We start from the raw sequence: 12,028 nt of genomic DNA on the forward strand, positions 1-12,028 counted from the left end.
ATTTTTTTCACTCTCCCTATCAATGCACCATAAATATCCATATTGATTATGTATTAAACACTATTAATAGTCCTAAAAACGACCGTTTATGGTACTTGGTTGGTTTTTAACAAAAGCGTTAAAAACTAATCCATATCGAGTACCAAAACCCATATCCAAAAACAAAGTTCCTTATTTTAATTTAATGAGGTTTTTGGTACTATTTTAATAGATATATTTAGATAGGAAGTGAAACAATTTGATTTTTGGTTATGCTCGTGTCAGCACAGAAGAACAAAACCTCGATATGCAAATAGATGCTTTACAACAATATGGTGTAGAAAGACTATATCAGGAGAAAATGACAGGAATAAAAAAAGAGCGCCCGCAACTCGAAGAGTTGCTAAAGGTATTACGTAAAGGCGATAAGATAGTTGTTTACAAACTTGATCGAATTTCTCGCTCTACAAAACACCTAATTGAGTTAAGTGAAAAATTCAAAGAACTAGGTGTAGATTTTATTTCTATTCATGACAACATTGATACATCTAATGCTATGGGCAAATTCTTCTTTCGAATGATGGCAAGTATTGCAGAATTAGAAAGAGATATTATTAGCGAACGTACCAAAACAGGATTAAATGCAGCTAGAGCTCGTGGGAAAAAAGGCGGAAGACCACAAAAACATACAGATAAGGTAGAAATGGCTCTTAAAATGTATCAAAGTAAAGAATATAGCATTAAACAAATTACAGAGGCTACCGGTCTAAGTAAGACAACATTGTATCGATACATTAACAAATAACCTCATTACTTTTATAAATGGAGGAAATATTATGAGAGGAAAAGAACTTCTCACACCTGTACAAAGGGAAGAATTATTACATATTTCTGTTGAAACAGAACATGAGTTAGCACTGCATTATACATTTTCTATAGAGGACCTTGAAATCATTAATCAACATCGTAGAGATCACAATCGCTTAGGATTTGCTGTTCAGCTCTGTATCTTAAGATATCCTGGATGTACTGTTACGAATATGCCAGCAATTCCTGAAGGACTCTTAAAGTTTGTTGCTAAACAAATTGGTGTAGACCACACGGTCTATGAAGAATATGCAAAACGAGAACCTACTAGGCGAGAGCACTTAGAAGAAATACGTAAAGAATATGGATATCGTAATTTTACTATACTTGATTATCGAAGGATTTCTAAATTTCTACAACCATATGCATTAGAAAATGGAAATACATTGTATCTGATTCAAACTGCATTACAAGAACTACGAAAAGAGAAAATCATTTTACCTGCAATACCAACAATAGAACGAGCTGTATGGGAAGTACGTAAGCGCACAGAAGAAAAGATTTTTAAAGTACTAACCGCCTCTTTGACTTCTTCACAACAAGAAAAGTTAGATAGACTACTCCATCCAATGCCTAATACTTCAAAAACTTATTTATCGTGGCTAAGAGAAATACCAGGCCAATTTTCTCCTGATGCATTTTTAAAAGTAATTGAACGCTTAGATTACATAAGAAGATTGACATTAAAGCTTGACACCAAAGGTTTACATCCAAATCGTATACGACAATTATCTCGAATAGGAGCAAGGTATGAACCCTTCTCGTTTCGACGATTTCACAGTACCAAAAAATATGCGATCATGATTGCATATTTAATAGATTTAACACAAGACTTGGTTGATCAAGCATTTGAAATTCATGATAAACAAATCATGAATCTTCAACTAAAAGGAAGAAAACAGCAAGAAGAAATTCAAAAACAGAATGGAAAATCAGTTAATGAAAAAATCAATCATTACGCGAATTTAGGAACAGCTTTAATTAAAGCTAGACAAGAAAACTTAGATCCATTTTTATTATTAGAAACGGTGATGTCTTGGGATACATTTGTAGCCTCTGTAGAGGAAGCAAAAAAGTTATCTCGTCCTATGAATTATGATTATCTTGATTTATTAGAAAGTCGTTATAATTATTTACGTAAGTATACGCCAACACTACTCAGAACATTAGAATTTCAATCTACCAAGTATGCAAATCCCGTTTTATTAGCTTTAGATACTATCCACGAGTTAAATGAAGCTGGAAAACGAAAAGTTCCAGAAGGTGCTCCATTAAGCTTTGTTTCCAAGCGTTGGGAAAGATATGTATATGATGAAGACGGAAGTATTAATCGACATTTTTACGAATTGGCCGCATTTACTGAACTTCGAAATTATGTACGCTCAGGGGATATTTCTATTGTAGGTAGTAGACAACATAAAGATTTTGATAAATATCTTATTCCACAGCAAGAATGGACAAAGAGTAAAAATATCGGTACCAGGTTAGCGGTCCCGATTCAAGTAGAAGAATACATAAAAGAGCGCACTGAAACCCTTTTGCATCGAATTCAATCCTTTTCTAAAAATGTAAATTCTCTAGAAGGCGTAGATTTAGAAAAAGGAAGTTTGCGTATTCATCGCTTAGAAAGAGATGTCCCAGAAGACGCCAAGAAACTAAGCGCTAAGCTATACAATATGTTACCACGTATAAAACTAACAGATTTATTACTAGAAGTGTCGAATTGGACAAATTTTGAACAGCAACTGATCCACGCATCAACAAATAAACCGCCTAAAGGCGATGAAATTATTATATCTCTTGCTGCAATGATGGCGATGGGAACTAATATTGGTCTAACTAAAATGGCAGATGCAACTCCAGATATCACCTATCATCAGTTAGCTCATGCTAGCCAATGGCGAATGTATGACGATGCATTACAACGTGCTCAATCTATACTTGTAAACTTTCAGCATAAAATCCCTTTATCCTCTTATTGGGGAGATGGGACTACTTCATCATCGGATGGTATGAGAGTTCAAATTGGGGTATCTTCTCTCAGCGCTAGCTTCAATCCACACTATGGAACAGGAAAAGGAGCGACCATTTATCGATTCGTAAGTGATCAATTTTCTTCTTTTTATACAAAGGTAATTAATATAAATGCTAGAGATGCTGTACATGTTATCGATGGATTATTACATCATGAATCTGATTTGGTTATTGAAGAGCATTACACAGATACAGCGGGCTATACAGATCAAGTCTTTGGATTGGCTCATTTATTAGGTTTTCGCTTTGCGCCTAGGTTACGTGATTTAGCTACTTCTAAATTATATACGATTGGATCACCTAAAGAATTCTCAAATATAGAATCCTTAATACGGGGACAAATTAATATGAAGTTAATTTGCGATAATTATGATGACGTTTTACGGCTAGCTCATTCTATCCGAGAAGGTAAAGTATCGGGTGCATTGATTATGGGGAAATTAGGGTCTTATACCCGTCAAAATAAAGTGGCGAAGGCACTAAGAGAAATAGGAAGAATTGAGAAAACAATTTTCATCTTAGATTATCTTTCAGATAAAACAATGCGTAGACGTATTCAACGAGGATTGAATAAAGGAGAAGCTATGAATGCACTTGCTCGAGCTATTTTCTTTGGAAAACATGGTGAATTACGAGAAAGAGCGCTACAAGATCAACTTCAAAGAAGTAGTGCACTAAACCTCTTAATTAATGCAATTAGTGTGTGGAATACTGTTTATTTAAGTGAAGCAATAAACGTTTTGAAGAAAAAAGAAAAATTTGATGAAGAACTATTAAAACACATTTCTCCATTAGGATGGGAACACATTAACTTCCTAGGAGAATACCGATTTAGTAAAAAAGAAATCGCACCATTAGACTCTCTACGACCATTACAGATAACTTAGTAGTAAGAAGCCGATTATCTCTTAGCGTACAGGAAATCGGCTTTTTCTTTATAAAATTTTGCTTAGCGTACGAAATTCGCGTTTTGTTGGTGCTACCCCATGATATAAATATGATGGTTATCCTTTTGTTTACTCCTTGTGCTGAAGATAAGATCGTGTTTGCCGATCTTATCTTTTTTTATTTGTGATTTTTCATATAAAAAAAGAATCCTTATCATAAGGATTCTGTAACAGGAAACAACAAATATATAATAAAGAGAATTACTTATATTATAATTTAATAATCACAAATTAAATATTTGGGAGTGTGGTGAGTTATGGGGAAAGTAAAGGAATTGGAATCAATAATAAAAGAATTAGAAGAAGAGATACAATGGCGGGATAATCATATTATAGAAATTAATTCTGATAATACACGGGTATTAGAACAGTCAATGGAAGTAGCAAGACTTATTGAGTTGTATGATAAATTCATTAGGAAAATGAATTTAGAAGATGAATTAAAGGTATTCTTGAAAGAAGAGATAAACAGTTACAATTAAAGAACAACACTCAATATAAACGGTTCTGGTGCAAAAATTTTAATATACATGTAGGCCATATTCTTACCTCCTAAGGTTTAACCCATCTTTTATCAACATGTTAATTAATATAGAAGATTTGAATTAACTATGAACCAGAGAATACCGATTAAATTACATGTAGCTTGCTTTCTCAAAGTATGGGCAAAAACACCTGTAAAATAAATAACCAGTTCCTTAACGTACAAGGAACTGGTTAAAATCTGTCCAATTTTTGTCTAAACGTACAATTTTCTTTTTTTGATATGGTGAGCCCATACCCATCAACTTAAGAAAACAGGTTACCCCCAAAACGGTAAAAATATATAATAAATTTTTCAATTTAACACAAATTTATTTTAGAATTCAATAGAGTGCCTCTCAATTTAAGTGAATTTTAGGTGTTAATATTTACCTAATAATATTATAATTTACATATTAAAAATATTTAAGAAACGGAGAATTATCGTGCTGAATATAGATATTAATCGTTTAACTGATATTTGTTTAGAATATCAGCAGTCTAGATTTTATGTTACTAGAATACCTGAAGATTTCTTATCAATTGCAAAAAAACGTTTCTCTTTACCAACGGATGATCGAATTATTGCTTTTTTAAGTTGCAATTTATTTGGCTCAGGAAAATATGGTGTTTATTTTACAAGTTCGGGTTTATATTGGAAAAACTGGTTATTAGGTAAAGGAAATATGAAATGGGATAAATTAAATGAAGTGCAACAAATTGAAATTGATAAAGATGGTTTTTTATCTTTTGATGCACAAAAAAGTTTTAATATTAACGGCAGTGATTATCCGCCACAGTTATTTAAAGAATTACTTATAGCTCTTACAAATTCGTTCCACAATTCAAAGCAAAATGATATACATCCAGTTATAAAAATTGACGAGATAAAATCAATCTGCTCTTTGTTTGAGACGTACGATGAATTATTAGAACCTGATAATGGTTTATTTGTAGACAATCATATTTCAGACAAAAAGCTAAAGGTAATTTGGGCACGATATATTGTTTCAAAAGAAGAAGAAATCATTGCTTTTTTAGATACCTCTGTCCTTGGTAATTTGAGTAAAGGATCGGATGGCGTATTAATTTGTCAATCGGGAATATATTTTAGAGAAACTTTTGTACACTTGTATTTTCCATGGCATGTCTTTAGCAATATCCCTATTACATTGAATTCAAACGAGTTAGAAATTGGAAAAGGAAACATATTTCATCTCCAACATGCTAGAATGTCTAGTCAAGAGATTCTATTGTTCATCAATAATTTAAAACAGCTTGTTAATACGTTATATGAGGAAAACAACTGTTCATTCAACACATAAGTGTCTTAATATAATTTAATATTATATTTAATATAAAAAAACGCTATTCTTTCTGTATATTTCTACAAAAAGAATAGCGTTTTTAAGGTCAAATTAATATGAGATTATATTGATTTAATAAAATCCTATAAATTCTTTTATAGAGTTTAATCTTTAGGAACCGTATTATAATTTATAAGGATTATTTTTTGTTAAATTTTTTAATTCGTTTTCAAGGGAAAGCTTAAGGCTTTTCTTTTTCTTTTCAATGGATGTGATCTTATGAAAAGTTAACAAAGATAACGTAGAGAATAATTTATAATATAACTCTGTAGATTCGTTCTTATTGTTTGAAATAATTTGCTCCATAGTATAGAATCTCCTTTTTTAACACAGTCCTATTTCTAATTTCAATACCTGGTTATTATTTTACCAATTTTTATTAAAATCTTCTACTTTACTAAGTATTAATTCTTGATAACCTATATTCTAATTCTATATTTACCTTTAACAGTGCAATTTTTGATACTTCAAAATGTTAAGTTGATGAGCATGTATGGTGAGCCCTAATGGGGTATCGTCAGCATTTTGCAAAATAACCTACGCTATGCGGAAAAATAAAATAAGCTGCCCATGTGGACAGCCTATTTACATAATTATCGTTATCAGAAGTTACTCTTGGATTCTCATGATTGGATCTTGATCATGAAAACCAATACAAATTGGGATATGAATTGTTGCAATAATTTTTTTAAATGTAACAACAGTTCTAGCAATAAGATATAATGTTGTGCCTAGTGCTTTCTCATTATTATCAAATCTATTTTCATTGTAAATCTGCGCAAATTCTTTTAAGTCAGGACCTTCTACTTCACTAATCCAATCACTTGCCCAATCATCATCTTCTTCAGATAACTTTGTATACTCATCGCAAATAAAGAAAGTACTGTTCCAGTCGTTGTCCATATCATATTCAAAATAAATGGCTTCTGCTGAATTTTGATTAGCTATATGTAGGGAGGTAGAAAAGGCATCTTTCAGCTTACTCTGAAATAAATCTAAATTTATATTCTGGATTCGTTTTGCTTGTTCTTTTCCCACTAATTTGGAGCATAGTTCGTAGTATTTTTCTTCAATCTCTAGCCATGAATGTTTTAATAATTCAGCTTGCATTTGATCTAAATAGTCGTATATTTCCATATTATCCTTTCCTCTCTAAAAATAAGGCTTATATACTATTCAAGTTATCATAATTCTCGTTATTGGTAGTTACTCTTTTATATTAACATTGGTTAATTGTTGCTTTAAATCCCAATGTTTTGGTTTCTCCTTAGTATCTAGCCAAGGAGATCCTTCTTGAAGCCAATTCTCACGATATGTTTCAATAGTCCATACAATTTCTTCATCGTCATACCCTGGTTGAAAAGCACAACAAGCACATATTAAACTTACATTGGGGATTCCTTTTTCATTATAGAGTGGTCCCGGTAACTGATCATAGCCACAAACTAAACAAACATATTTTTTCTTGATAAACTTTTTAAACAACATTCTAAACAGTATATTCCCCTCCTTATATATTATTTTATTTCGTTATAGCTTTCATAAGACCCTATTTAAAAAACAGTGAATATCGTATACATATAAGGTTAACATAACGTCCTATTATCGGGATTCAATGTATTTAGAAGACTATTAAAAGTCCCCCAGTTTGTTTAACTGAGGGACTTTTGTTTTCATATAATTTTTTTATGAGTAATTTTATTATAGCCTTATTTTCTCAAATACATGAAAGTAGTACTCATATGGATTTTTATCATTTTGAATTCCTTTTTCAGTATATATCTCTTTCCACAAAGAGAAATCAATTTCTGGGAAGTAACGATCCCCTTCAAATCTAGCATGAATCTTGGTTATGTATAGTTTTTGAGTGTAAGGAAGAAATTGTTGATAGATTTCCTCTCCTCCAAGGATAAATACTTCTTCTCCTTCACATTTAGAAAGGGCATCTTCAATCGAATAAGCTATATGACAGCCCTCGGCCTTATAGTTTTTATTTTTTGTTAAGATAATATTTTTACGTCCATCTAAAGGTTTTCCTATCGATTCATAATTCTTTCTTCCTAGAATGATAGAGTGTCCCATAGTAATTCGTCTTAAGTATGCCCAATCATTAGGAAGTCTCCAGGGAATATCGTTATTTTTACCAATTACATTATTTTCTCCTACGGCAACCATTGCAGATATTATCATGTTCTCATCTCCTTCACTTTAATTTTATCAAAAAAGGAGTTTATTTTTAATGTATACCACTCCACCCTAATCGCCGAGTTTGATACCATTGAGAAAGCGTCTATATCTTAAGGATAAAGGGTTTGTCTTTGTTTATTATTATGGACAGTAATTTGGAGAAATAAACGTACTCGGTGATTAGGGGATAAGAAACTATTTAAAATATTTGAGGCTTCGGTAATTGAGTGAATAAAAAATACGTTATAATTCTTCCTGTAAGAAGGCATGGGGTGACCTGTTTTCTTAGGTTGATGGGAATGGGGTACTGCACTATAAATGAAGAAATTCATTGTTCTCCATAACGAAAATTTGATCTTTCTACAGTTATTCAAGATAAGCGGTTCTGGTACAAATATATGAAGAAGAACCTTTTATACTTTTATAATATATTTTATTCTCGAGAGTAATTTCTAGTTTTTTACATGGTATAATTTCGTATTAGGGAAGAAGGGGTATACAAAGGTTAGTTGATAAGTTAGAAGAATTGAAATTTCACTGGTATGTTCAGAACACTATAGAAAGGGTTTTTAAGAATGGGGCAATTTCAAAGTAATTTACAAACAGCAACACAAATCGCTACGCAAATGAGGAAAGCTTCGGATACAATCCAAAGTGCCTCAAATCGTTCAATCACGAAGGCGACGGGTACGACGCTAACGATTAATTCCAAAGCACAAGAAGCGAATCAACAAGCCTTAGATTTAACACAACAATTTTGGACCGCCTTTCAACGAGAGGTCGATAATATTCATTCGGTAGCCAAAGAGTTTGAGAGAATGGATCACGAGCTTCACAACACTTTTCGCTAATGTGACCACCTTCGTAAAGATAAAACGGTAGGAGGAAGAAGATGGATCGAGATATCGAAAACCAAAGCAAACAGTTAAATCAGAAGTTACGAAATGTATTTGAAAAACAGGACCGAAATCAATCCGCGATTCAAACTCAGGAACAAGCGGAAGCAGATTTTCACGAATGGAAAAATCGAAGTAATCGCTTATTTAACCGCATTTTAGAAACTTGGCACAGCGATAGAGAATTATCTCATTTTTTTATGAATATCCGCCAGGAAGCACAACACATTGAGCGAAAACTTACGTTCGAATTGGAAAACCAAAAAGAAACATTGCTTAAGGAAAGACGAGACCTTAATAATTTAGAAGACGACTTATCCTACCAGCAACAACAATTAGCAAGGGGGACTAATGCATGAGTTTAAATATGTATTTGGGAGAAGTACAGAACCAAACTCAAAGCATGAACGCTGTATGTACCGCTACCATTCAAGGTATGGAACAAGCTATTCAGTCGATTGATGCTTTTGCAATTGATACTGTTCTACAAGGACAAACATATAGCAGTGCAAAATCATTTTTTGTACAAACCTTTCGTCCTTTAGCACAAGGAATCATTTACTTATGTGAAGAATTAATCCGTCAGAATGATGCCTTTCCAAGTCAATTTCAATCACAAGTAGCTTCAACAGATGTCATCGAACAAGAAATACTAGAACAAATTCGAGGGATTGACCGAATGAAAGCAAGTATGGAAGCCATCAGTCAAACCATGCCAGTTCCGGGGATGGATGCTATGGCGAATCTTTTTACTGTCATGAGGCATAAACTTCAAGAAAAGTTAAATCACCTATATGAATTTAATCAAACATCCAGTAATAACTACAGCACGGCCCTTCAACTAGCATCTAGTATTGCTACTGGTCTTGCCGAAGTTCAAAGTGGAAAAGGATTTAGTCCTGCAAGTGGCACGTTTAGTACACAAGGATTGAATATGGAGTGGACAACTTCTATCCAAGCGATTACAGAAGAAAAAAAACATCATTCTGAAGAAACCAGTATTATAGAAGAATCGTTGTTCGATAAACTTAAAGATACTGTTGAAAATAACGTAGAAGCGATGGATCAGTTGTACGAAAAATTTATTCGCCAGATAGAAAATACTCCTATTATCGGGCAATATCATAACTACAAAAAAGGGAAAAATGAAGCGGTGTTAGATGAACTTAAAGGAATATTAAACACAATTTTACATCCAATAGATAGTGTTGAGGGCGCTGTGTATGCTCTTTCTCACATCGACGAGACATTTGCTGCTGTAGAACAAGCTATTTCTGATTCGTGGGATCAAGATGTTGTAAATGGAGATTGGAATAGCAGAGCTAAATGGGTTGGAAATGTAGAGATGCAAGTTAAATTAGCAATTGCCGAATTATTTGTAGGAACAAAAGGTGCAGATAAAATTTCAACATTAGGTAAAGTATCAAAGTCAGGCAAAACCTCAAAACTTAGTGAAAGTGTAAACTTTATACAAGGTACTAAAAACGTAATAACTTTAGATAAGTATAAGCAAAGCGTTGACATGTTGAATAATATTCTAATGCCCAAAAATCAATTTGCTCTTGCTGATACCAATGCACTTAATCTAAGATCTTTTGATTACACTACTTTTAATAAAGCCAAAGATACTTTTTCACTTGCTGAAAACATAGATAGATCCAATCAATATAGTCCACGTGTATTTGATGGTGATTTAAAGAAACACGAAGATAAAGGCGGACATTTAATAGAAAAACATGTTGCAATACCTGATGAGGCATTGGCTCAACGATTAATAGATGATCAGAAAATCACTGGGTCTTCATCTTTTAATGATTTAGAAAAAGCCCAAAAAGTTGCTGATGCAGTATTAACTAATCCTCAAAATATACGTAAAATAGAAAGGTGGCTAGCTGATCCCTACAGCCCACCAACTTTAGCGTTGAGGTATAGAGGTGATGAAATTATTGGTCGATCTATATTAAGAACATCTGAAGATGTTTTAGAGGTAACGAACGCTAAAATTGTCTTAAAAAAAGATGGAGAAGGAAGTTATATTAGAACAGGATTCCCCATAAGATAGAAATTTAGGAGGCTATTTATGAATGATAAAGATTATATTTATGAAGAATTAAGTGATTTTTTAGATGGAACATTCCATCAAGATATGGGAACACCAGAAAAAGCCTTACACGAATTTATAGAAGAAGCCCACAAGGTTTGTATAGAAAATACTATAAATTACATAACTGTATTTTTAAACAGTGATCTATCCACGGAAAAAAAAGAAGAATTCATTGAATATTATACAGACATTTATTTTCCTGCTTTAAAACTGGCTCCCCTAGAATGGCTTGAACAAACAAGTGAAACGTTAAAACAAGCATTAAAAAATACTTAGTAAAAATCGACCGCCCATAGTAGGCGGTCTTTTCTTCGTCTTAATTTACATTCACATACGCATTGCTAACTGTAATATGGAACGTACTTCCCTTCCAGTTTTGTACTTTATATTTTATATATTGAGGCGAACCGTTAATGTCAACTTGGGCGTCGATAGTAAATCCAGGGCCTACGTCAACAATGCCAGCTATACTAGGGGGACCTCTTAACGTACAGGTAATTGATTAAATGTGTCTAAACGTACAATTTTCTTTTCTGATATGGTGCCCCCATGAGGGATTAATGATTATTGAGTCTAAAATACAATACCTCTTTAAAGGGGAATGTATTTCTTGAGGTATAAATAATAAAGTTACAAGTGAGTTTTGGGAACAGAATATAATTAAATTTGGTTACATCCCAGCTAACTAAACCAGTACAACCGTTCATCATCTACCCTTTTTTCTGTTTATAAAAGCATTGAGGATGAAAAGTTTAGGCATTATATATTGAAGAATAAGGCAGATGTGTTTAATTGTTTAAAAACATTTTTTAAAGAGAATTGAATAAAAAATGTTTTGGATTAGAGAAATGATAAAATGAAACTTCTATCAGTGGGGATTAATGTTTATTGATATGGGAATGAAGCTAAGATAAATAAGTTTATTGGGGATGGGGGACCGTCCTTTTTTTATTTTCATGTATACCATACAACTTTAGCCGTTTAGAAAGAATAACGTTTTTTTATAATTGAGGGTAGTTAATATCTTAAGTTGATGGCCATGTGGCGATACCCCACATCCATCAACTTAAGGTATATTTTTATACAAAATGCGGTCTTTCCATATAGTTTTTTATTATCTTTTAT

At 32.6% G+C, this 12,028-nt stretch carries 12 protein-coding genes; 8 read left to right on the forward strand and 4 right to left on the reverse strand.

Features of this window, described 5'->3' with window-relative positions:
• Window positions 1-238: 238 nt before the first annotated feature.
• From JDS95_RS28145 to JDS95_RS28160, 4 genes are all read left to right on the forward strand, one after another.
• Complete coding sequence (locus tag JDS95_RS28145; RefSeq protein WP_000576159.1) at window positions 239-784, forward strand: recombinase family protein; 546 nt, start codon at window positions 239-241, stop codon at window positions 782-784.
• Between the two features lie 31 nt (window positions 785-815).
• Complete coding sequence (locus JDS95_RS28150; protein ID WP_199690913.1) at window positions 816-3,767, forward strand: Tn3 family transposase; 2,952 nt, start codon at window positions 816-818, stop codon at window positions 3,765-3,767.
• A 317-nt stretch (window positions 3,768-4,084) separates the two neighbouring features.
• Window positions 4,085-4,309, forward strand: a complete 225-nt coding sequence (locus tag JDS95_RS28155) for a hypothetical protein (RefSeq protein ID WP_000521113.1) — start codon at window positions 4,085-4,087, stop codon at window positions 4,307-4,309.
• Window positions 4,310-4,795: 486 nt separating this feature from the next.
• Window positions 4,796-5,674: a hypothetical protein gene (locus JDS95_RS28160; protein ID WP_199690914.1), complete on the forward strand. Its 879-nt coding sequence runs from the start codon at window positions 4,796-4,798 to the stop codon at window positions 5,672-5,674.
• A 165-nt stretch (window positions 5,675-5,839) separates the two neighbouring features.
• On the opposite strand, the gene JDS95_RS28165 is transcribed toward JDS95_RS28160, so the two are convergent.
• From JDS95_RS28165 to JDS95_RS28180, 4 genes are all read right to left on the reverse strand, one after another.
• Window positions 5,840-6,022, reverse strand: a complete 183-nt coding sequence (locus tag JDS95_RS28165) for a hypothetical protein (RefSeq protein WP_199690915.1) — start codon at window positions 6,020-6,022, stop codon at window positions 5,840-5,842.
• A 303-nt stretch (window positions 6,023-6,325) separates the two neighbouring features.
• On the reverse strand, window positions 6,326-6,853 hold the full coding sequence (locus JDS95_RS28170) for a hypothetical protein (RefSeq protein ID WP_199690916.1): 528 nt from the start codon (window positions 6,851-6,853) through the stop codon (window positions 6,326-6,328).
• Window positions 6,854-6,922: 69 nt separating this feature from the next.
• Window positions 6,923-7,204 carry a hypothetical protein gene (locus JDS95_RS28175; RefSeq protein ID WP_199690917.1) on the reverse strand — a complete coding sequence of 94 codons (282 nt, stop codon included), beginning with the start codon at window positions 7,202-7,204 and terminating at the stop codon, window positions 6,923-6,925.
• A gap of 213 nt (window positions 7,205-7,417) precedes the next feature.
• Complete coding sequence (locus JDS95_RS28180) at window positions 7,418-7,906, reverse strand: dihydrofolate reductase (RefSeq protein WP_098539154.1); 489 nt, start codon at window positions 7,904-7,906, stop codon at window positions 7,418-7,420.
• Window positions 7,907-8,478: 572 nt separating this feature from the next.
• On the opposite strand from JDS95_RS28180, the gene JDS95_RS28185 reads away from it, so the two are divergent.
• From JDS95_RS28185 to JDS95_RS28200, 4 genes are read left to right on the forward strand one after another with little or no spacing between them, the layout of a single operon-like run.
• Window positions 8,479-8,754, forward strand: coding sequence for a TIGR04197 family type VII secretion effector (locus JDS95_RS28185; RefSeq protein WP_000529675.1), 276 nt, complete (start codon window positions 8,479-8,481; stop codon window positions 8,752-8,754).
• 41 nt (window positions 8,755-8,795) lie between these two features.
• Window positions 8,796-9,158: a DUF3958 family protein gene (locus JDS95_RS28190; RefSeq protein WP_000373349.1), complete on the forward strand. Its 363-nt coding sequence runs from the start codon at window positions 8,796-8,798 to the stop codon at window positions 9,156-9,158.
• Window positions 9,155-10,861: an RNase A-like domain-containing protein gene (locus JDS95_RS28195; protein ID WP_098134630.1), complete on the forward strand. Its 1,707-nt coding sequence runs from the start codon at window positions 9,155-9,157 to the stop codon at window positions 10,859-10,861. Before JDS95_RS28190 ends, JDS95_RS28195 begins: the two co-directional genes overlap by 4 nt.
• A gap of 18 nt (window positions 10,862-10,879) precedes the next feature.
• Window positions 10,880-11,179: a contact-dependent growth inhibition system immunity protein gene (locus tag JDS95_RS28200; RefSeq protein WP_199690918.1), complete on the forward strand. Its 300-nt coding sequence runs from the start codon at window positions 10,880-10,882 to the stop codon at window positions 11,177-11,179.
• Window positions 11,180-12,028: the final 849 nt, after the last annotated feature.

The organism is Bacillus cereus group sp. N24 (assembly GCF_016483345.1).
GTDB lineage: Bacteria > Bacillota > Bacilli > Bacillales > Bacillaceae_G > Bacillus_A > Bacillus_A toyonensis.

Excerpts from the sequence above, each read along its gene's own strand:
- JDS95_RS28150 (WP_199690913.1), top strand. The coding sequence starts at position 816 with ATGAGAGGAAAAGAACTTCTCACACCTGTACAAAGGGAAGAATTATTA.
- JDS95_RS28155 (WP_000521113.1), top strand. The coding sequence starts at position 4,085 with ATGGGGAAAGTAAAGGAATTGGAATCAATAATAAAAGAATTAGAAGAA.
- JDS95_RS28165 (WP_199690915.1), bottom strand. The coding sequence starts at position 6,022 with ATGGAGCAAATTATTTCAAACAATAAGAACGAATCTACAGAGTTATAT.
- JDS95_RS28170 (WP_199690916.1), bottom strand. The coding sequence starts at position 6,853 with ATGGAAATATACGACTATTTAGATCAAATGCAAGCTGAATTATTAAAA.
- JDS95_RS28175 (WP_199690917.1), bottom strand. The coding sequence starts at position 7,204 with ATGTTGTTTAAAAAGTTTATCAAGAAAAAATATGTTTGTTTAGTTTGT.
- JDS95_RS28180 (WP_098539154.1), bottom strand. The coding sequence starts at position 7,906 with ATGATAATATCTGCAATGGTTGCCGTAGGAGAAAATAATGTAATTGGT.
- JDS95_RS28185 (WP_000529675.1), top strand. The coding sequence starts at position 8,479 with ATGGGGCAATTTCAAAGTAATTTACAAACAGCAACACAAATCGCTACG.
- JDS95_RS28190 (WP_000373349.1), top strand. The coding sequence starts at position 8,796 with ATGGATCGAGATATCGAAAACCAAAGCAAACAGTTAAATCAGAAGTTA.
- JDS95_RS28195 (WP_098134630.1), top strand. The coding sequence starts at position 9,155 with ATGAGTTTAAATATGTATTTGGGAGAAGTACAGAACCAAACTCAAAGC.
- JDS95_RS28200 (WP_199690918.1), top strand. The coding sequence starts at position 10,880 with ATGAATGATAAAGATTATATTTATGAAGAATTAAGTGATTTTTTAGAT.